The organism is Parasphingorhabdus sp. (genome assembly GCF_036964565.1).
Lineage (GTDB): Bacteria > Pseudomonadota > Alphaproteobacteria > Sphingomonadales > Sphingomonadaceae > Parasphingorhabdus.
The window spans coordinates 22,718-44,110 of the sequence record NZ_JBALTN010000010.1; the positions used below are offsets into that span (position 1 = coordinate 22,718).

Below are 21,393 nucleotides of genomic sequence, written 5' to 3' on the forward strand. Positions count from 1 at the left end.
AATTCAAATGCTCAGTAACGCCGGGCCCGCAGCGCCCAGGCGAGCGCGGCCACCGGCGCGGCCAGCGCCAGCCAGGACAGGCCGTCCCGCCAGCCGTCGCCGGTCAGTGCGCTCACCAGCCCAAATATGCCGATCAGGAAGATCGTCACCGGCGATGCAAAGATCGCCCGGAGCGGCAGGCTGCGCTTGTTGTGCCTGCTCATTCCGCCGGGACCGCCAGTTGCTCGATCTTGCGCAGGTGCGCCCGCGAGGAGGATTCCTTCTTCACTAGCCAGAGATAGAGTCCCGTCCCGAGCACGATGATGGTGAACAGCGTCAGCGCCGCCCACAGCAGCTTGAGCGGCAGGCCGCCATAATCGCCGAAATGCAGCGGCCGCGAAAGCGACAGCGCCTGATAATACCAGGGCATCGGCCGCGCATCGGTGAACGCGCCGGTCTCGGCGTCGATCAGCGCCGGGGTCAGCAGCCGCTCGGTCAGCGGCGTATCGCCCTGGAAGAACACCGCATAATGATGGTCGGAGCTGAAGCTGCCGCCGGGGAAGGCGATGAACTGCGGGTTGTTGCCGGGAAGCACTGCCCGCGCCCGCGCCATCGCGCGGTCGAGCGATCCGTAGCGCGCCGGCGGCAGCGCCTCGCGCCCGGCATATTCGCGGGTCATGTCGGCCAGTTCGCCCGCCTGCCAGATATCCTCGATCGGCGTCGACAGCGCGTTGATCACGCCGGTCAGGCCAACCACCAGCATCCAGGCCAGCGCGACAATGCCGAGCAGGTTGTGATAGTCGAGCCACTTGAGGCGCGGGCTGCGCGAGACGCGGACGGTGCCGAAATCGAGCTTGCGCATGAACGGCGCGTAAAGCACCACGCCGGATACCAGCGCAGCGGTAAACAATATCCCGATCAGCGCCAGGAACAGCATGCCCGGCAGGCCGAGAAACATGTCGGTGTGCAATTGCAGCAGGAAGTGCATCACGCCGCCGTCGCTTTCCGCGACCATGCCGATCTGCTGGCCGGTCGAGCGGTCGAAGGACTGGATGGTCATGTCGGCTGCGGGCGAACCGGGGCGCGGCGCGGTGGTGACCGTCATCGACGGCTGATCATTGTCAAAGGCCATGAACACCGGCACCTCGCCCGGACGGTTGGCGAGCGCGCGGCGCATCATTTCGTCCAGTGACAGCAGGCCTTCGGCGGTTCCCGACGAGCCGACGCCGGGCATGCCGAACGCCGGCTGTTCTTCGGTCAGCAGGTCGATTTCGTCATGGAATATCAGCGGCAGGCCGGTGAGACAGAGCATCAGCAGAAAAGCGGTGCAGACGAGGCTGCTCCACTTGTGCACCAGAAACCAGAGCCGAATCGCCCTTCGCGTCACATTGATCGTCCTTGTTGCAATCGATTATCATTAGCCCTTATCGATGGGTTTCACCGATTGCAAGCGGCGAAAGCCGATCAGCAGCGACTGCGCGCAAAAGATGTATTTTTGAAACATCTGCCGGTGGTGATGCCGATCGAAGCCGGGACAATCTCCGCCGCTGGCAAGTAACGGCGAAGCGCGAGGAGGCAGGCGATTGAGCGGATGCTAGCCGGCTTGTTCGTCATCCTCGATGGCCAGCAGATCCAGCCAGGCCTGCGCCTGTTTCGGCTCTCCAACGGCCTGTGGGCCGACCGGGCCGCGCGCGGCCAGAAATTGCTGGTGCAGTTCGAACGGAGGCATGGCGAGCGTCTCCCTTGCCCGGTCTATCGCGTCCGCGGTTTCCTTCAGATTTTCGATCGTCGGAGCCACGGCCGCGCGGGCCCGGCGGTCGGCATTATGGTCAAAAAGGCCCCATTTGCCAGCGGCCGTTACCCGCAGCGCGTCGAGCAGCGCGGCGCGATATTCTGTTTCCAGGTCTGAACGAAGCGCGTCCAGGCGGTCAAGTCGATCAGCTTTGGACATGTCCGGGCGTTACACCGCCCGTTCGACATTGGCAATCAGGACCGCAGCAACAATCTGCCGGTCCTGGCTGGCGGCCGCTCAATAATCCTTGCTCACCCGGATATTGGCGCTCTGCCGTCCGAGGGTCGAGATGGTCGAGAGGACCGACAGCCAGCGGGTGATCTGGAATTCCAGCTGAGTGGCGCTGTAGCCCTTGCCATCGGTGATCAGCTCGACATAGATGCGGCGGGTAATATATTTGCCGGCGGCGATCGAGGTGCCGGACCCGGCGTCGAGGTCGGAGGGCAATATCCGCAACCGGTCGAGACCGACGGCCTTGCGCAGCTGGTTGATCGGATCAAGCCCGCCGCCGCTGTTGAGCGAGGCCACCGCGGCGGCCAGCTGGACCGCCTCCGGGGCCGACAGGTTGGCGATCGAGGAGCCGAACAGGATGCGGGACAGCAGCTCGTCCTGCGGCAGCGCGGGGATGCTGGAAAAGGCGATTTCCGGCCGGTTGCCGGAGCCGGTGACGTTGATCGTGGCGTTGAGACCGGTCAGGTTGGCCTCTGCCTCAATGTCGAGTATGGGGTTGACCGGCTGGTTGCCGACAAAGCGGATCTGGCCCCGTTCGAGCCGGAAGCGGCGACCGGCGAAGGTATAATTGCCGTCGAGCAGATTGGCAGCCCCGACGATGGCGAAATTGTCGACCGGACCGGTGATCTTGAGATTGGCCCGCCATTCGCTGTCCAGCCCGAGGCCCTCGACCCGCAGACGGTTGGGAGCATTGGCCGTAAGGTCGAAGCGCCAGGGCCGGCTGCGCAGGCGGATCGGGCGTTCGTCCGCGCGCCGGTTGATCTCGCGCGTCTTGATGTCGGGCAGGTTGGCCGATGCACTGGCCCGGCCGAAGCGGAAGAAGCTGCGGTTGAGCGTGACATCGCCCGAGATCAGGCCGCCGTCGGGCGCGCTGCGGATGCGGATCGGTCCGGTTACGGTCGCCGCGAAATCGTCGCGAGCGATCAGCGCCGCCCGCTGTGCGTCGAGATCCATGGCAATGCCGATGCCCTCGCCTTCGGCGACGGCGAAGTTGAAGCTGCCACTGCCACTGATCGTGCCGCCATCGACGGTGGTGCCGGTGAGATTGGGCAGCACCAGACGCGAGCCGTTGAACCGGCCGGCCGCCCGGATATTGGACACCACGGTCCCGGTCAGCGGGCTTTCCAGCCGCGCATTACTGGTCCGCACCTGCCCCTCGATGCTGGGATTGGCGAGATTGCCGCTGACGTCGGCGCTCACTGCAACCGGTCCGGTCAGGTCGAAGGTTTCGATGCCGGTCAGCCGCCACAGGCTTTCGGCACCGCCATTGAACCGGGCCTGGGCGAACAGCGGCTTGCGCAGCAGCTCGTCCTGCCAGCGGCCGGCGCCGAGCCCGGTGACGCGGCCCTGGAAGCGGCCGATGGTCTTGCCGTCGGGCGATTTGATGACTCCGCGCGCCGCCGCGTTGCGCGCGGAAATGGCGATGTTGAGGCCGAGGTCGACGGGCGCCGATGTCAGGATCAGCCCGGACCGGGTCAGCCCCCTGACGGTCAGCCGGGCATCGCCGACGGGAACCTGCGCGCCCGTCTGGCTGAGCTTGACGGTGCCGCTGGCGGTGCCGCCCAGCCCGAGCTCCGCATCGGCGATATCCAGCAGCGACAGCGGCATTTTTGCCATCGCCAGGTCGAGCCGCGAGGTGCCGCTGCCGAGCCGGCCGGAGAAACGCGCGCTGCCGCTGCCGTAGCGGATGGTGGTCGGCGATGCGGTCCAACCGTCGCCTGCCCGCCGCAGCTCGAGCGCGCGGGTCAGCCGCAGGTTGCGGCCCATGAATTCGCCGGTGCCGGTGATCCGGTACAGGTCCGGGGTGATGTCCGCCTTTGCCTGGAATTCGAAGGTGCTGCCGCGGGTGCCGGCGATCGTGAAGATCGCCGACCCGCGGCCGTCGGTGAGCTTGGCGTTGGCGGCGATCCGGCCGACAATCAGCTCGCCGCGACTGATTCCCTGCGCCCGCAGCGTGACATCGACATTCGACCGGCCCTCGATCAGGACGATATCGGCGTCGAGCACGGCGGTGCGGATGAAAATCGGCGGTTTGCCGGCAAAGCGGGCATTTTCGGCCTTGAGGTCGGCGCGGATCAGCTGGCGGTTCGCCCCGGGCCGGAACAGGACGCTGCCGTTCACACCGCCGCCGCTGACGGCCAGCGTCCCCGACAGGCCGTTGGGCGTGGTCAATATGGTGCCGGTCGCCAGCGTGTCGGAGACCAGCAGCCGGTCAACCCGCACCGCGGTATCCTGACCCGGGGCGATACCGATGGTGCCGGTGCTCGTGAATGGCCCGAGGGTGGATCCGCCGGCCGCGGCGTAGGAGAAACCGGAGCTGGTCGGGTCGAGGCGCAGGTTGACCGCCGACAGGCCGAGGGCGGGCAGCGGGCTGTCGAGCAGCAGCGCGATATTCGGCCGGTTGAGCGGGCCGTCGAGCTTGAGATCGAAGCGGCCGTAGCTGGCCTGCGTGCCCGAACCCTGGAAGGCGAATTTCGCCGCGGCGGTCTGGCGGCCGGCGCCGCGGAAGGTGATTTTCGGCGCGGTCACGGTCAGGTCGGAAAAGCGGAGCAGGCCGTCGGGACCCAGCACCAGCCCGGTGTCCAGTTCCGGCAGGCCGCCCGCGAGGTCGCGGAGAAAGCCGATGTCGAAGCGGCGCAGCCGGGCATTGACCTGACCGTCCAGCGCCAGCCCGCGCGGCCCCGGGCCGAGATTGATGTCGGCGACAATATCGGCGAGGCCGACCCCGGGCACCGCAAATCCCGGCGCGGTGGCAGCGATATCGACCGCGAAGTCGCCGGTCGAGGGCTTGAGTTCAAAGTCCAGCGTCCCCTTCGCGACATTGGTCGCCACGCGGGCCCGCTCGGCGAACAGCCGGTCCTTTACCAGCCGGAGCCGGGCATCGGCAGAAAAGCCCGACAGCAGCTGCTTGAGCAATTCGCCATTGCCGATCAGCGTGCCGACCGACAGTTCGAGCGGGATATCCCAGCCACCGGCATCGCGCTGCCCCTCGCCTTCGCCGCGGACGCCGGTCAGCAGCGTCTTGCCCAGCGCCAGTTGCGGCGCGGTCAGCAGATACTGGTAGCGCAGCTCCGAAAACTTGCCGTTCAGCAGCGCCTTCAGTTCGAAATCCTGGGCCTTCATATTGGCGGCCAGCGCCGACGGATCGATCAGCCTGGTCTCGATCCGCATCGCGTCAAGGCTGCTGCGGCCCAGATCGATGCCGCCCCTGGCGACCAGCGAGAGAGCGGCGGAGCGCGCCTGCAGATCAAGCGAGACGAGGCGATTTTCGAGACTGGCGGTGCCCTTGACCGCGAGACGGGGAGCGGTAAGCTTTTGCACGACGCCTTTTGGCAGCACCGACCCGGACAGCGTGCCGTCATAGCTGAACAGCCCCTCCCTTGCCTCCAGCGTGATCCGGGCCAGCGAGTCCTCGCCGCTCAGGGCGGCGAGTTCGCCTTCCCATTTCTGCCAGCTGCCGTCGCCCTTGAGGGTCACCGCAAGATCGCGTTCCAGTCCCAGAGCCCCGGCCAGCACGCCGCCGGCGGGCGCGACAATCTCGGCGTCGATATCGAGCTTCTTGCGATCGGGCTCCGCGTTCAGGGCGAGCAGCAGCTTGTCGCCGCTGCCGCTGGTCGTTGCGTTGAGATTGACCATGGCTCGGCCAGCGCGAATGTCCGCCGATCCGGCCAGGTCGGCGGTTTGCTCGCTGCCGGTGATCGCCTTGCCCAGCACCAGATTGTCGGCGCGAAACGCACCAATATAGATGTCGAAACCGGGCAGCAGCGGCTGGTCCTCGCCGGTGTCGACCAGTTCCGGCAGCCGGTCGAGCCGCGCCTTGCCGATCACCGCATCGGAGATGTTGAGTTCATTGAAGATCCAGGCCAGCGGATTCCAGTCGACCGCCACCGTTCCGGCGGTGAAGAACCGGCCCTTGGGATCGCGGAGTTCCAGGCCTCGCACCTGCGCGGTGCCGTAGAGCGAGCCGTCGATATCGGCGATGCCGATGCGCAGGCCGGACTTGGGCTCCAGCGATTCGATCTGGTTGATCACGAAGCGGTGGCCGGCATCGCTGTCCAGCCAGATGGCCGCACCGGCAATGCCCAGGACAAAGAGCAATCCGAGCGCCAGCAGGCTGCGCAGCGGCCAGCGCCATGTCATCAGTCCGGAGCGGGGCTGGGCGGCGGTGTCGGTCATTCAGAACGCCTGCCCGAGCGACACATAGACGGCGACCCGGGAATCGCCGGGCTGCGGATTGATCGGCGTGCCGACATCGATGCGGATCGGTCCGAAGTCGCTGTAATAGCGCACACCGAGACCCGCACCGTAGCGCATGCCGGAAAAATCGGGGGTGCTGCTGGTGTAGACATTGCCGCCGTCGACAAACGGAACAATGCCGAGATTGCCGCCAAAAAACCCGGTCTTGACGCGGGCTTCGAGCGAGAATTCGACGAGCGAGCGGCCGCCGACCGGGTCATTATTGGCATCGCGCGGCCCGATCCGCTGATAGCCATAGCCGCGCACCGAGCCGCCACCGCCCGAATAGAGCCGGCGGGACGGCGCGATGCGGTTGTTGCCGGCCCCGGCTATCGTGCCAAAGCGCGCGCGACCGGCGAGCACGATCTTGTCCGACACCGGGAAATAGGCGCTGCCGTCCAGCTGGCTGCGGACGTAGAAGAAGCTGCCGTCCTGCAGCGATGCTTCCGGCGCCACCCGGGCGGTCAGGCGGAAGCCGCGGGTCGGATCGAGCAGGTCGTCGCTGGCGTCATAGGTGACCAGCCCCGGCAGCGAGCCGATGAAGAACGTGTCCCGGCCGGTGGCGCCGGTCGGCCCGGTCACATCGGTTTCGCGCGAGGCGAGCAGCTCGACCCCGGCCGACCAGCTCCAGCGCTTCTGGTAGATCAGGTTGCTTTGCCGCTCGAAATTGGCGGCGACCGAGAAGGTCTGGGCCTTGAACGCCGGGCGATCGACCACGCTCAGCGCGGTGCGGGCGTTGAAAATATTGTCGCGGCGGCGGAAATTGTTGCGGCGAAAGGCGATGCTGCCCGATTGTTCCTGGGTCGCGAGCACGCCGCTGACGCGCACCAGCCCTTCGGGCGGGAAGAAATTGCGATGCTCCCAGCTGACTTCGGCGCGGGCGCCCTCGCCGGTGCCATAGCCTAGCTCGCCGGCGATCGTGCGCAGGGGCGCGGCGGTCACGTCAACCGCGATATCGACCTTGCCCGGATCGTCCGCCACCACCGGCTCGAGCGTGATGGTCGAGACCAGCCCGGTGGCAATCAGCGCGCGGCGCAGGTCTTCCAGATCGGACGCCTGATAGAGATCGCCGGGATCGAAGCGCGCAATCAGCTGGACGTGGTCGGCATCGAACAGTTCGGTCCGGGCCATTGTGATCGCGCCGAAATTGTAGCGGCCGCCGGGGGTCACCTGAACCGCAAGATCGCCGAGCCGTTCGGCGTGATCGATTTCCAGTTCCGGTTCGCCGCTTGTGGCAAAGGCATAGCCATTTTCGGCCATGGCCGTATCGAGCCGGTCGATGGCCGCCATGATCCGGTCGCTGTTGACGGTTTCTCCCGGCTGCAGCGCAAAAATGTCCCGAAATCGCTGCGGGTCCGGCGCGACTGCGCTGTCCAGCCCGGGCAAGGCGATGGCGTCGAGATAATAGAGCGGCCCTGCCTGCACGTCGATCACGACCTTGACCCGCTCGTCGCCGTCCGCATCAAACCGCGTTTGCACGACGGCGTCATAATAGCCCTCGATCCGCAACAGCCGTTCGACCAGTTCGGCATCGCTCTGCGCGCGCCGGCGAATCTGGGCAAAATTGGCATCGTCGCCGCGATATTCCTCCAGCACCGACAAAATCTCGAAGCGGCTGCCAAAGCTGTCCCCGAGCGCGTCGGGCAGGCCTTCGAAGCTGATCCGATAGGCGGTTTCGCTCAGGGCATCGGTCGGCTGATATTCATTGCCGGGTGCCGCGTCCGCCAAGGCGGGCTGGGCCGTCTGGGGTGGCTGACCTTCGCCGCCGTCGACCAGGGCCTCGGCCGGGACCGCTTCGTCCTCGCTCTCCTCGATCAGCGGTTCCGAAACCTCCTCCAGATCGGGCCATTCGACCCCGAAATCGGAAAATTCGGTGAGCGGCTGGTCGGGATCGAGAGGGCTGTCGAAATCGTCCAGACCCTGGACATCGGCAGCCGGCTGGTCCGCAACCTGGGCGTAGCCAGGCCGGATGAGCGATCCCATCAGCACAATGACCAGCATGCCGAGGCGGCAACGATATGTGGTTCGACCCATCGCCGATCTCTTTAGCGGGGGATGATTCGCGATGCCAACGAATAAGATGGATTTGGCGGCAACAAATATCACGTGCGCAGCCTGCTCCGGCAATCCGTTTCACGCGCGGCTTTAACCCCATTTTAACCAAGATCGTCCATGTTTCGAGCTCAGAAAGACCGGGTGATCCTACCCGGTTGTCATTGCTCAACGGGATCGCGGAACATGTCGAACATGCGTAATATTTTTGTCGAAGCCACGATGGTTGCCGGAATTCTGGCGACCGGAATGTCCCTGCCGGACATTGCCCATGCGTCGCCGCTGGCGGCTGCCGTGCAGACGGCCACACCCGCGGCGCAGTCCGACGTGAAGATCGAAAGCTCGATCCGGGTCGAACGGACCGAGGTATCGGAGAACGGCGCGAGCGCGACCGTCTTGCTGGACCCGGCCGCGGTGAAGGTCATTCCCGGCGACAAGCTGCTGTTCATCAACCGGTACAGCAATTCGGGCCAGGATGTGGTGACCGGCTTTGTCATCAACAATCCCGTGCATAGCGCCGTGACCTTTGTCGAGGTGCTGGAAGACTGGGCGCTGGTGTCGGTCGATGGCGGACAGAATTTCGGCAAGCTGGCGGAACTGACCGTCACCGACGCCGAGCAGGCCAGCCGGCCGGCCGTGGCCTCGGATGTGACCCATATTCGCTGGGCCCTGCCGATGCCGATCGCGCCGGGCGCGTCCGGCGAACTGCGTTTTCGCGGCATCGTCAAATAGGCCGCGCGTCCTTCAAGAACCGCCTTCGCATTCCCAGACCACGGCGCTGACGCCGATCAGCCGTCCGAGACGTGACAGCTCCGCCGCCAGCTTGCGCCGACGCGCGGCTGGCCAGGCGACGCCGGGTTCGGGCCAGAATTGCGTCACCCGCAAATGGCCCGCCCCCCGGTCCGCCTTGACCTCGATCCGCCCAACGAACCGGTCGCGCTCGAGCAGCGGATAGACATAATAGCCCCATTTTCGCTGCGCTGCGGGCACGAACATCTCGTTGCGATAGGCAAAGCCGAAGAGCGCCTCCAGCCGGTTGCGGTCGCGCACCACCGGATCGAAGGGATTGATGATGCGCAGCCGCGAGGTCGGCTCGGCCACCTCCGCCAGACGCTGCCCGATATTCGCCGGGGCAAGCATCCCGCGCCAGCTGCCATCATCGGCCTCCAGCTGCACCGGAACCAGATCCGATGTCGATGCGGACCACAGCCGGACCTCCTTCGCGTCGATCGCGGCCCAGAAGCGCTGGATATCGCCAAGCGAGGCAAAGACCAGGCGGTCGAGCGCGTTGCGGCACAGCCAGTCGACCTGACCGGCATCGTCGAGCGTGGGCTGGCGGTGCTGCTCCGGGATCACCCGGTCGCGCAGATCATAATATTTTGCAAAATTCTCGCGATGCGCGGTGGCAAGCTCACCGGCATACCAGAGCTGGTCGAGCACCCGCTTGTGCGGCGGGCGGTCCCACATCTGCCGTTCGCCCTCGACCCTGGTGTCGAAGGCATGGGTGGACAGCGGGCCTTCCTCGGCGATCCTGGACAATATGTGCTGCGCGTCGACCTGCTGCAGCGCCCTTTGAAAGGACGCGTGGCCGGCGACCTTTGCCCCCAGCCGCCGGAACTGGCGTTGCCACATCGGGTAAAATTCGATCGGCAGCACCGACGCGTCATGGGTGAAATGCTCGAACACCGCCCGGTCGCTGCCGAGCAGCCGGTCGAGCATCGGCTCGCGGTAATTCTGGTTGCGGCTCCACAGGATATGATGGTGGGCGCGGGTGACATTCTGGATCGTATCGAGCTGGACGAAGCCGAGGCGGCGGATCGTGTCCGGCAGGTCGAGCGGACCGGTCGGGGCATCCGACAGGCCCTGCGCCTCGAGCCAGAGCCAGCGCGCCTGCCGATTGGGGATGCGCAGCGCCATGGTCAGACCGCGGTGGATTCGATATGGGCGACCTTGCGCTCCCGCCGCGTCGCCAGATAGCAGCCGGCGACGATCAGCAGGGTGCCGGACACCGTCGCCAGGGTGATCGGTTCGCGAAAGAACAGCCAGCCGAAGATCGCTGCCCAGATGAAGGCGCTATATTCGAGGTTGATCAGATTCTTCGCCTCGGCCCGCCGGTAGCCCCAGGCGATGAACACCGCCGCGATGATCGACAATATCGCGCCGGCGACGATCAGCGGCCAGTCGGCCTTGTCCGGCAGCACCGCAAAGAAGGGAGCGAGCAGCAGAAAGGCGCCGGCGACGATCAGATTCTGGGAGAAGCTGATCTCGATCGGACCGGCGAGCAGCGCCTGCCGCCGCTGGATTACCAGGTTGCCGGCATAGAGCACCGCCGACAGCAGGATCGCGCCGATGCCGAGCAGCGCGGCTTCATCATAGTCCCCGGTGGCGCGTCCCCCGGCAATCACCAGCACGCCGCCGAAGCCGAGCGCCGAGGCGTAGATAGCGTTGCGATGGATCGTCTCGCCGAGAAACACCGCGGCGAGATAGAGAGCGATGATCGGTGCGATGAAGGACAGCGCAATGGCCTCGGCCAGCGGCACCCGCGCCAGACCCCAGAAGAACAGATAGGACATGAAGACGACGATGATGCCGCGCTGCAGATGCACCTTGCGCGCTTCGGGGCCGGGCATTTTCGGCCGACGGGCAAAGAAGACCAGCGAGACGAGGACCAGCGAAGCCAGCACCCGCCAGAGGATCGCGTTATAGGCACCCATGCTGATCGCCAGGCTTTTCATCACGACATCCATCGACGCGAAGGCGAGCAGGCCGACCAGCACCGACCCGACCGGCAGCAGCGGCACGTTTTCGTCAGCATGTACAGAGGCCGGTTCGAGGTCAGGCATATTTCATTCCATCAATATAACCGGGTGCGCAGTCGCCACACCAAGTGCTTCGACAGGCTCAGCACGAACGGTCTTTGAGCCGCCTGCTTATGCCCCAGCAACCGGCAATGGCAAGCGCGATCAGAGGCCCATCTGCCGGACGGCGAGATCGCGCATGATTTCTTCCGAGCCGCCGCCGATCGCCATTACCTTGACCTCGCGGTAGAAGCGCTCGACCGGGTTGCCGCGCAGATAGCCGGCGCCGCCGAGGATCTGCATCGCCTCGCTGGCGCAATATTCGAGATCCTTGGTGGCGCTGAACTTGGCCTTGCAGATCTGCGCGACCGGCATCTCGCCCTGTTCGGCGAGCCAGCAGATCTGGTTGAGCCAGGCGTCGAGCCGGTCGATGCGGGCCGACATCTCGGCGATCTTGTGGCGGATCACCTGGTGGCGGATCAGCGGCTTGCCGAAGGTTTCGCGCTGCTGCGCATAATCGATCGCATATTCGAGCAGCACCCGCATCATGCCGAGGCTCTGCGCGACCATGCCGAGCCGCTCGTGGTTGAAATTGTGCATGATCTGGATGAAGCCGCGGCCCTCTTCGCCGAGCATGTTCTCGGCCGGAACGCGGACTTCGTCGAAATAGAGCGAGGCCTGGTCCGACGCCCACCAGCCCATTTTCTTGTCGAGCGCGCTGCGCGAAAAGCCCTCGGCATCCTTGTCGACCAGGAACAGCGAGATGCCGTTCAACCCCTCGCCGCCGGTGCGGGCGCCAATGACATAATAGTCGGCGGTCATGCCGCCGGTGATGAAGGTCTTGGCGCCGCTGATCACCCAGTGGTTGCCGTCCTGCCGCGCCGTGGTCTGCATGTTGGCGACGTCGGAGCCGCCGCCGGGCTCGGTGATGCCGAGGCTGGAGCCCTTGTGCCCGAGCACGATATCCTTGAGGATGCGGTCCTTGATGTCTTCGGACGCCAGCTTGTGGATCGGGCCGATCGAGATCGAGCGGCCGCCGAGCGCGGCGAGCGTGCCGCCATTGTGGGCGCGGGCGGCCTCCTCGCCCCAGGCGGCGCGCATGAAGATGTCGTCCATGCCGAGCCCGCCATATTTCTCGTCGACGCCAAAGCCCCAGACGCCGAGCGCGCCGACCTTCTGGTGCATCTCCCAGGGGATTTCGCCGGCCTCGTCCCATGCGTTGGCATGCGGCTGCAGTTCGGTTTCGATGAAGCGGCGGCAAGTGGCGCGGAATTCACGGCGTTCGTCATTGTCAAAGGGGCGTAGCATGTCTCTCTCCCAAGAGTTTAATCAGTTGATTAAAACTCTATCGCTTCCAGCGCGGAACGCAAGGGGGATGGGAGGGAAACCGGGCGACGGGTCGCTCGGTCGACATAGACATGGGTGAAGCTGCCGGCGGCTGATGCGCTGTCCTCGTCGCCGCGGAACAGGCCGACGCCATAGGTGACGCTGCTGGTGCCGAGCCGGTCGACGCGGATGCGGGCCATCACGTCATCGGGAAAGGCGATCGGGGCGAAATAGTCGCAGCTGGTGTTGACGACCAGCCCGATGGTGGCGCCGCCGGTGATATCGAGGGCGCCCTGCTCGACCAGATAGCGGTTCACCGCGGTGTCGAACCAGAAATAATAGATGGCGTTGTTGACATGGCCATAGGGGTCATTGTCGTTCCAGCGGGTGGTGATCAGCGAGCCGGCGCGATAGTCGGCGCGGACCGGCGGTGCGGCCCGCTCGGCTTTACCAGGCGGCATCGTAGATCCTCTGCGCGTCGGCCTGGGTCAGTTCCCTGGGGTTGTTCATCAGCAGGCGGGTCTGCAGCATCGCCGCTTCCGCCAGTTCGGCGGTCGCCTCCTGCTTTATGCCGATCTCGCGCAGCTTGCGGGGCGCCTTAACCTTGACCGCGAGCGCTTCGAGATAGTCGATCAGCTGCTGCGCCCTCGCCTCGTGGCTGTTCTCGCTGCCGCGCGGCACGTCCAGCGCATCGGCCAGCTGGGCGTAGAGCGGCGCCGCGGCCTCGAGATTATACTGCATCACATAGGGCATGACCAGCGCGTTGGAGAGGCCGTGCGGGACATGATAGATGCCGCCGAGCGGATAGGCGAGCGCGTGGATCGCGCCGACCGGTGAATTGGCAAAGGCCTGGCCGGCGAGCATCGAGCCGCGCAGCATCGCCTCGCGGGCCTGCATATTCTGTCCGTTGGTACAGGCGGTTTCGATATTGCCGGTGAGCAGTCTGAGCGCCTCGATCGCGAGCATGTCGGAGACCGGGTTCTTGGCGTGGCGACCGGTGAAGGCCTCGATTGCGTGGACCATCGCGTCGATCCCGGTGGCAGCGGTGACGGCGGCGGGCAGGCCGAGGGTCAGCGCCGGGTCGAGCAGCGCGACGTCGGCGAACAGATAGGGCGAGACGATGCCCGCCTTGGTGGTTTCGCCGGTGGTCAGGATCGAGATCGCGGTGACCTCCGAGCCGGTGCCGGAGGTGGTCGGGATCAGGATCGTCGGCAGGCCCTTGCGCTGCAGCGCACCGACACCGTAGATCTCGGCCAGCGGCTGGGCGTTGTCGACCGCGAGCGCGGCGACGACCTTGGCGGTGTCGAGCGAGCTGCCGCCACCGAGGCCGATGACGATATCCACACCCTTCGCTCTCGCCGCTTCGATGGCCTGCAGCACAATGGCTTCCGGCGGGTCGGCGACCACGGCGTCGAAAATGACCGCGTCAAGCCCGGCGTCGGCCAGTGTCCGCTCCACCGGAGCGATCAGGCCCGCCGCGACGATGCCCTTGTCGGTGACGATCATCGGTTTCGACGCGCGCAGGGCGGCGATCTGGGAGGGAAGTTCGCCGAGGCAGCCTTGCCCGAAATGGAGCACGGGAACGGTCTGGAAGATAAATTTTTTCATGCGGCCAGTCTTTTGCATCAATGCTTGTGCCGCGCAATAAAAAGGGGCCGGAAAACCGGCCCCTGATTGTCTGGTGACACGAAGTCACGCGATGATGGTGGCGCCTAGAACTTGCCGCGCAGGGTCAGGCCGTAGCTGCGGGGTTCCTGGACGAAAGCCGAGCGCGAACCGGACCGCAGCACCGTGTTGAAGGTGACACCGCGGGTCACTTCGTTGGTCAGGTTGGTCACGAAAGCCTCGATGCCCCACGTATCGTCCTGGCTGCCGATGCCGGCGCGCAGGTTGAGCTTGATGTTGCCATCCTGCTCGTCGAACGGAACCGGGATCATCGCTGCCAGATTGGCAGGATCGACGGCCTGGGTGGACGTCCGGCGATCGCTTTCGAACCGCATCTGCGCGTTCAGGAAATATTTCAGGTTGGTACCAATGTCATTGGCATAGGTCGCCCCTGCAATACCCACGATATCCGGAGCGTTGGTCAGCGAATTGCCGCACAATGCCACGACGTTCGGGTTGGTCTGCGTACCGGCGCAGTCCTGCGGATAGTTGGCATCGGTGAAGGTCAGCGCGGCGTTGACCGTGAAATGGTCGTCCGGACGGATCGTCGTTTCGATTTCCACGCCCTGGGTTTCCGCCTTCGGAACGTTGAAGGTCTGGAACTGCGCACCGGTGAATTCGAGAACCTGGAAGTTCGAGAACTCCTCGCGGAAGGCCGCCAGGTTCAGGGTCACCGCATTGTCCAGGAACTTGGCTTTCAGACCAATTTCATAGGCATCGACTTCTTCCGAAAGGAACCGCGGATCCGCGCCGCCGGCCGCTGCCGTCGAATCGAGGTTGAAGCCACCCGACTTGTAGCCGTGGGTAAAGCTGGCATAGATGTTGATCGGATCGGCGAAGGCATAAGCCACCTTGCCGGTATAGATCAGCTCGGTGTCGCTGAACTTGCTGTTGAACGTGCGGGGCGATGGCAGCGCCGCTGCATAAGGCGCGTCGGCCGGCGAGGTGAAGGCAAAGCAACCCAGGCTGAAAAACGCGTTCTGCAGAGCGGCAGGAAGGCCGCTCAGGCCGCCACCGGGCGAAATCTGGCCGACGATTGCCGGGCAGACCGGATTGTTGTTCGGACCGGCCGCGTAACCGCCATCCTTGCTTTCGTCGGAATAGCGGAGACCAACGGTCAGTTCGAGGCCATCGGTCACTTCCAGCGTGTTGTGGGTGAAGATCGACCAGCTTTCGCTGTTCTGCGAATATAGATTGTTGTTGGTGATGGTCGCAGGATCAAAGCCGGTGATGTTCTGCAGCGGCGTGGCGCCAAAGAAGATCGGGCTTGCCGGGTTCAGGCTGGCACCGCCGGTGGCACCGGCGAGGATCGCGCCGACCAGCTGGTCATAATCTTCGCCGAGCGCGAAGGACACGTCCTGCGAGATATCTTCCTTGGAATAATAGCCGCCGACCAGCCAGTTCAATGCACCGCCGAACGCCTGTCCCTGCACCCGCAATTCGTGGGTCATGGTTTCGATCGAGGTGAAATTGTCGGTGACGTTGAAGACATCGAGGCCCGAGAAGTCGGAGTCATAGGCCTCGCTGGCGTCATATTCGCGATAGGAACCGATGTAGATCAGGTCCGCGCTGTCGCCGAGCGGCACTTCGACCTCGCCGGTGACGCCCCACTGGTCAAAATTGGTCCGTGGCGCGAAATTGGCGGTCGCGATGCGATTGTCGACGGCGCGTTCTGCGGTCGTCGTGTCGAACGGGTTAACCGCCACATCCGGGGCTGCCATGCCGCCGCGCGGGCCAAGGCCGACCGCCGCAAACAGGCCAGCGGTTTCCAGCGGCGACTGATAGACTTCGACCGGCGTGCAGCAGCCGGCGGAGCTCTTGGCATAATCGCCGATCAGACGGCCGCGAATGCCGCTGTCGGTTTCGAAACCGAGCTGGCCACGCACCAGATACTGGTCGGTGCCATTCGATTCGCCGATTTTCGCGCCGGTCGGGTCGACCACGGTAACATAGCCGTCACGCTCCCGATAGGCACCGGTGACGCGCAGCGCCAGACTGTCCTCGACGATCGGCACGTTGACCGCGCCCTGAACGCTCATCAGGTCGCGATTGCCGTAAGTCGCGTTGGCAAAGCCGCCAAATTCGCTCAGATCCGGGCGGACATTGGTGATGTTCAGCGCACCGGCGGAGGTGTTGCGACCGAACAGCGTGCCCTGCGGGCCGCGCAGCACTTCGACGCGTTCGACGTCGACAAATTCGGACAGCGCAACACCGGGACGCGACTGATAGGCGCCGTCGATGAAGATGCCGACGGCCGATTCAAAACCGATATTGTTGGAGGTCGTGCCGACGCCGCGAATCCGCAGCACCACCGAGCCCGACGCCAGCTGGGCGTTGGAGGTGGAGAAGCTGGACGATACGTTGGTGATCTGGCCGACGCTGACAACGCCCTGGCGTTCCAGCTGAACCGGGCTGACCGCGGTCACCGCCAGCGGAATGTCCTGGACATCCTGCGCGCGGCGGGTGGCCGTCACGATGATGACATTTTCGTCGTAGGTTTCGGCGTCCTGGCCGGCATCCTGCGCATAGGCGGGGGCTGTCATGGCTGTCGTGCAGAGGGCCGTCATGAGAATTTTATGGATGGTTTTCATTGATATACTCCGATTGAACTCAGTCTCGGCCGCGCCAATGTCCTGGGGGATGGCTTGCTTTTCCGACGACTGCGGCGGCGTCCGTCGTTTAATTGCACCGTTAAATCAAGCGCAGTGGGGGCGAAACGGGCCGATTGGCAGTCGTGTGTTGCGAATATGTTACATTCCGAGACAAGAAAAACCGGGGATGCGGGCGCGATTGACGCGGCAGCGATGCTGAAAGGGCACGCCGGTTTCTCGCAGAGGCCGTAACGGCGGCGATGGTCGGCGGCGGCTCGCGCGATGATCGCAAAACCGGAGATCCGGCCGGCAGGCCGTGCGCGACCGACTGGCCGATCCGCTGGGGCGCCTGTCCCCCTGACCTGGTTGTGCATAGCGGAAAATGCCATTGCTGTTGATCCGGCCATCGCCCTCACTGCTGCGACAGAATTAGGGACGACCGGCCGACCATCACCCGGTTTCCGGATGAAATCGCTCTTGGCGACCCATATGATCATCGCTAGGGGGAGACCGAACCCAAGATTTAAGGACATCCTATGCCGCAACTCATCCTGCTTCGCCACGGCCAGTCGCAATGGAATCTTGAAAACCGCTTTACCGGCTGGTGGGATGTCGACGTCACCGAAAAGGGTGTCGAGGAAGCCAAGGCCGCCGGGCAACTGATGAAGGAACGCGGCATTGATCCGGACGCCTGCTTCACCAGCCTCCAGACACGGGCCATCAAGACGCTCAATCTGGCGCTGGAAGAAATGGGCCGCCTGTGGCTGCCGGTGGAAAAAAACTATCGGCTGAACGAACGCCATTACGGCGGACTGACCGGCCTCGACAAGCAGGAGACGCGGGACCAGCATGGCGACGAGCAGGTTCATATCTGGCGGCGCAGCTTCGATACGCCGCCGCCGCCAATGGCATCCGACAGCCCCTACCAGATGTCCAACGACCCGCGCTACAAGGGTATCGAGGTTCCCGCGACCGAAAGCCTGAAGGACACGATCGCCCGCGTCCTGCCCTACTGGAAGAGCCGGATTGCCCCCGAATTGCAGAACGGCAAGCGGATCCTGATCTCTGCCCATGGCAACAGCCTGCGGGCGCTGGTCAAGCATCTGTCCAAGATTCCCGACGACGAGATCACCGGGCTGGAAATCCCGACGGGACAGCCGATCATCTATGAACTGGATGATGATCTCAACGAGATCGAACGCTATTATCTGTCCGATCGTTAGGCCGAACCCGGCGATGCAGCGAGGCACGACAAGGTGCATTGCCTTCGCACCCATTCCCCACTAAACGGCATTGCTTCCGCAGCATTTGTCAGGGGCAAAAATGGTCGAAGCACCTCCTCCGGTTGGAATCATCATGGGCAGCCAGTCCGACTGGGCCACCATGAAACTCGCGAGCGACATTCTCGACAAGCTGCAGGTGCCGCATGACGTACAGATCGTGTCCGCACACCGCACGCCCGGCCGCCTCTACGACTATGCGACATCGGCGGCGGACCGCGGCCTGCAAGTGATTATTGCCGGCGCCGGCGGGGCCGCGCACCTTCCCGGCATGGCGGCGTCGATGACCCGTATTCCGGTGCTCGGCGTGCCGATCCAGTCGAAGGCGCTGAGCGGCATGGACAGCCTGCTGTCGATCGCGCAGATGCCCGCCGGCGTGCCGGTCGGCACCCTGGCGATTGGTGAAGCGGGGGCCAAGAATGCGGCGCTGCTGGCGGCCGCGATCCTGGCCAATTCGGACCCCGCCCTCGCCGAGCGGCTGGACGCGTGGCGCGCGGAACAGACCGAAGCGGTCGCCGACCGGCCCGAGTAGCCCGGATCGTGACCCCCCTTTCCCCCGGATCAACCATCGGCATATTGGGCGGCGGCCAGCTGGGCCGGATGCTGGCGGTGGCTGCGGCGCAGCTCGGCTATCGCTGCCACATCTATGCTCCCAATGCCGACAGTGTGGCAGCGGAAGTTTCCGCCGCCTTCACCTGCGCCAAGGACGACGACATCGACGCCCTGAGCCGCTTTGCCGACAGCTGCGATGTCATCACCTTCGAATTCGAGAATGTACCCGTCGATCCGCTGCACCGGATCGCCGCCTGCGCGCCGCTGCATCCGCCGATTGCCGCGCTTGACATCGCGCAGAACCGGGTGGCCGAGAAGAATTTTGCCCGCGACCATGGCGGGACCACCGCGCCCTTTGCCGAGGTCACCGACCGCGCGGCGCTCGACAAGGCGATTGCCGAGATCGGCGCGCCGGCGATCCTGAAGACCATCCGCATGGGTTATGACGGCAAGGGCCAGTCCCGCATCCAGCCGGGCGACGATCTCGATACGCACTGGCAGGCGGTGGCGCAAAAGCCTTGCGTGGCCGAAGGCTTCGTGACCTTCGACCATGAATTTTCCGTCATCCTGGTGCGCGGCCGGGACGGCGAGATCCGCTTCTGGGACACACCCCATAACGTCCACGAGGACGGGATTCTGGCGGTTTCCACCGCTCCCGCACCCCGCGCGATATTGGCGCAACAGGATGCAGCACGCAGCCTGGCGGCAAGGATGGCCGAGGCGATGGGCTATGTCGGCGTGCTGACCTGCGAATTTTTTGCCACCGCCGAGGGGCCGGTGTTCAACGAGATGGCGCCGCGGGTGCACAACAGCGGCCACTGGACCATCGAGGGCGCGGTCACCAGCCAGTTCGAGAATCACATAAGGGCAATCTGCGGCCTGCCGCTGGGCGACACGGGTCTTGCGGCAAAACGGGTCGAAATGCACAATCTGATCGGTGCGCAGGCGGACGCGTGGCAGGCATTGCTGGCCGACGGGGCCAACCACCTGCATCTCTACGGCAAGGGCGAGACGAGACCGGGCCGGAAAATGGGCCATGTTACAAAATTGCATTTCTAATTTGCAGTCTGCCGGAACTGCGCTAGGCGTCGCCCATGAACCATCCTGAAATCATCTTCTTTCTCGCCCGCGCCGACAACGGCGTGATCGGCGATGGCGACAGCATTCCCTGGCACCTGCCCGAGGATCAGCGGCGATTCAAGTCGATGACCATGGGCAAGCCGATGGTCATGGGGCGCAAGACCTTCGACAGCCTGCCCGGACTGCTGCCCGGCCGGCGGCATATCGTGCTGACCCGCGACACCGACTGGGAAGCCGACGGCGCGGAAGTGGCGCACAGCGTGGCAGAGGCGCTGAAAAAGGCCAATGCCCCGCATATCGCGGTGATCGGCGGCGCCCAGATCTACAAGGCGTTTCTGGCCAAGGCCGACCGCATCGAACTGACCGAGGTGCATGACAAGCCGGCGGGTGATATCAAGCTTGCCGCGTTTGACGGCGCCGCCTGGGACGAGATCGCGCGCGAGGATCATGAGGCGAAAAACGGCAAGCCCGCCTACAGCTTCGTCACCCTGAAGCGAAAAGCGCCATGAAGAAGGTCGCGCTGGCCCTTCTCGGTCTCGTCGCGATTGCCATCATTGCCTTCCTGATCTTCGGGCCCGCCTGGTTCGAAAAGCAGACCAACATGGTCGACGGCAAGCCGTTGCCGGAAATCAGTGCCGAGGCGCAGCGGCTGCACGACAGCCTGATGATCGTCGACCTGCACGGCGACACCCTGCTGTGGCAGCGCAAGATCACCGACAGCGTCAACTATGGCCATATCGACCTCAAGCGCATGCAGCAGGGCAATGTCGGGCTGCAGGTCTTCTCCAGCGTCAGCAAGACGCCGCGCGGCCAGAATTACGACAGCAACAGCGCCGACACCGACAATATCACCTTGCTGGCAATCACTCAGCTGCAGCCGATGCGGACCTGGTTCTCGCTGCTCGAGCGGCAGCTCTATCACGGCCAGAAGCTCGATCGGGCGGTGAAGGATTCGGCCGGGGCGCTGGCCAAGGTCAGCAACGCGGCCGATGTTGACGGGCTGGTCGAGTTCCGCGCCCGGACCGGGAAACCGATCGGCGTGCTGTTCTCGGCGGAGGGCCTGCAGACGCTGGAAGGCGAGCGGGAGAATCTCCAGAACCTTCATGATTCCGGGATGCGGATGGCCGGGCTGGTGCATTTTTTCGACAATGAACTGGCCGGTTCGATGCACGGCGAGAAGAAGGGCGGGCTGACCCAATTCGGCCGGACCATCCTCCGCGACATGGAGCAGAAGGGTATGATCGTCGATATCGCCCATTCCAGCCATGCGACGGTCGCCGACATATTGAAGATGGCGCGGCGCCCGGTGGTCTCCAGCCACGGCGGCGTGCAGGCGGTGTGCGGCGTCAACCGCAACCTCACCGACGCGGAAATCAGGGGCGTGGCCGCGACCGGCGGGGTCATCGGCCTGGGCTACTGGGACGGCGCGATGTGCGATACCGATCCGGCGACCGTGGCCAAGGCGGCGAAACATGTCCGCGACCTGGTGGGGATCGAGCATGTCGCGCTGGGCAGCGATTTTGACGGCGCGGTGACCACGCGCTTCGACACCAGCGGCATCGTTCAGATCACGCAGGCGCTGATGGATGCCGGCTTTGCCGAAGCGGAAATCCGGGCGGTGATGGGACTGAACGCGCTCCGGGTAATCAAGGCGGGCATCGAGCCCCTGCCAAAGACCGCCGCGCCACCGCAAGGCAAGGTTACCCCGGCGACCCCGCTGGTGGTCAAGCCCGGTGCCGATGCCCGCAACCTGGTCACCGAATAGAGCGCGGTCGCGTCCGGCATGACGAACTTGTTGAATGAAATGCAAA

Annotated in this window: 17 protein-coding genes; 6 read left to right on the plus strand and 11 right to left on the minus strand. The window is 64.7% G+C overall.

Translation table 11 applies throughout. The features are described 5' to 3' along the window. Positions 1–11: 11 nt before the first annotated feature. The 5 genes from V7650_RS14070 to V7650_RS14090 form a co-directional block, all read right to left on the minus strand. Positions 12–203 (minus strand): hypothetical protein, encoded by a 192-nt coding sequence (locus tag V7650_RS14070; protein ID WP_335656873.1) that lies wholly within the window; start codon positions 201–203, stop codon positions 12–14. After that, positions 200–1,366: a PepSY-associated TM helix domain-containing protein gene (locus tag V7650_RS14075; RefSeq protein ID WP_335656874.1), complete on the minus strand. Its 1,167-nt coding sequence runs from the start codon at positions 1,364–1,366 to the stop codon at positions 200–202. The genes V7650_RS14070 and V7650_RS14075 overlap by 4 nt, the downstream gene beginning before the upstream one ends. A gap of 207 nt (positions 1,367–1,573) precedes the next feature. Then, positions 1,574–1,930, minus strand: coding sequence for a hypothetical protein (locus V7650_RS14080; protein WP_335656875.1), 357 nt, complete (start codon positions 1,928–1,930; stop codon positions 1,574–1,576). A gap of 78 nt (positions 1,931–2,008) precedes the next feature. Then, on the minus strand, positions 2,009–6,178 hold the full coding sequence (locus tag V7650_RS14085) for a translocation/assembly module TamB domain-containing protein (protein ID WP_335656876.1): 4,170 nt from the start codon (positions 6,176–6,178) through the stop codon (positions 2,009–2,011). Beyond that, a complete protein-coding gene (locus tag V7650_RS14090) occupies positions 6,179–8,272 on the minus strand; it encodes an autotransporter assembly complex protein TamA (RefSeq protein ID WP_335656877.1) in 2,094 nt (697 codons plus the stop codon). A 213-nt stretch (positions 8,273–8,485) separates the two neighbouring features. On the opposite strand from V7650_RS14090, the gene V7650_RS14095 reads away from it, so the two are divergent. Further along, entirely contained in the window at positions 8,486–9,022 is a 537-nt protein-coding gene (locus V7650_RS14095) for a hypothetical protein (protein WP_335656878.1), read from the plus strand. 12 nt (positions 9,023–9,034) lie between these two features. On the opposite strand, the gene V7650_RS14100 is transcribed toward V7650_RS14095, so the two are convergent. From V7650_RS14100 to V7650_RS14125, 6 genes are all read right to left on the minus strand, one after another. Further along, the gene (locus V7650_RS14100) at positions 9,035–10,207 is read right to left on the minus strand and encodes a winged helix-turn-helix domain-containing protein (protein WP_335656879.1); all 1,173 of its coding nucleotides are present in this window, start codon (positions 10,205–10,207) and stop codon (positions 9,035–9,037) included. Positions 10,208–10,209: 2 nt separating this feature from the next. After that, a complete protein-coding gene (locus V7650_RS14105) occupies positions 10,210–11,133 on the minus strand; it encodes a DMT family transporter (protein ID WP_335656880.1) in 924 nt (307 codons plus the stop codon). 120 nt (positions 11,134–11,253) lie between these two features. Further along, on the minus strand, positions 11,254–12,396 hold the full coding sequence (locus tag V7650_RS14110; protein WP_335656881.1) for an acyl-CoA dehydrogenase family protein: 1,143 nt from the start codon (positions 12,394–12,396) through the stop codon (positions 11,254–11,256). A gap of 29 nt (positions 12,397–12,425) precedes the next feature. After that, the gene (locus tag V7650_RS14115; protein WP_335656882.1) at positions 12,426–12,875 is read right to left on the minus strand and encodes an acyl-CoA thioesterase; all 450 of its coding nucleotides are present in this window, start codon (positions 12,873–12,875) and stop codon (positions 12,426–12,428) included. Continuing rightward, on the minus strand, positions 12,862–14,022 hold the full coding sequence (locus V7650_RS14120; protein WP_335656883.1) for an iron-containing alcohol dehydrogenase: 1,161 nt from the start codon (positions 14,020–14,022) through the stop codon (positions 12,862–12,864). The genes V7650_RS14115 and V7650_RS14120 overlap by 14 nt, the downstream gene beginning before the upstream one ends. Positions 14,023–14,126: 104 nt before the next feature. After that, positions 14,127–16,670, minus strand: coding sequence for a TonB-dependent receptor (locus V7650_RS14125; protein WP_335656884.1), 2,544 nt, complete (start codon positions 16,668–16,670; stop codon positions 14,127–14,129). 536 nt (positions 16,671–17,206) lie between these two features. Between V7650_RS14125 and gpmA the strand changes: the two genes are divergently transcribed. The 5 genes from gpmA to V7650_RS14150 all read left to right on the plus strand — a co-directional run bounded on the left by gpmA (position 17,207) and on the right by V7650_RS14150 (position 21,347). Beyond that, on the plus strand, positions 17,207–17,893 hold the full coding sequence (gene gpmA / locus V7650_RS14130; RefSeq protein ID WP_335656885.1) for a 2,3-diphosphoglycerate-dependent phosphoglycerate mutase: 687 nt from the start codon (positions 17,207–17,209) through the stop codon (positions 17,891–17,893). A gap of 100 nt (positions 17,894–17,993) precedes the next feature. After that, positions 17,994–18,482: a 5-(carboxyamino)imidazole ribonucleotide mutase gene (gene purE / locus V7650_RS14135; RefSeq protein ID WP_335656995.1), complete on the plus strand. Its 489-nt coding sequence runs from the start codon at positions 17,994–17,996 to the stop codon at positions 18,480–18,482. Positions 18,483–18,490: 8 nt separating this feature from the next. Next, positions 18,491–19,561: a 5-(carboxyamino)imidazole ribonucleotide synthase gene (locus V7650_RS14140; protein ID WP_442955303.1), complete on the plus strand. Its 1,071-nt coding sequence runs from the start codon at positions 18,491–18,493 to the stop codon at positions 19,559–19,561. A 35-nt stretch (positions 19,562–19,596) separates the two neighbouring features. Further along, entirely contained in the window at positions 19,597–20,091 is a 495-nt protein-coding gene (locus V7650_RS14145; RefSeq protein WP_335656886.1) for a dihydrofolate reductase, read from the plus strand. After that, positions 20,088–21,347: a dipeptidase gene (locus V7650_RS14150; RefSeq protein WP_335656887.1), complete on the plus strand. Its 1,260-nt coding sequence runs from the start codon at positions 20,088–20,090 to the stop codon at positions 21,345–21,347. The genes V7650_RS14145 and V7650_RS14150 overlap by 4 nt, the downstream gene beginning before the upstream one ends. Positions 21,348–21,393: the final 46 nt, after the last annotated feature.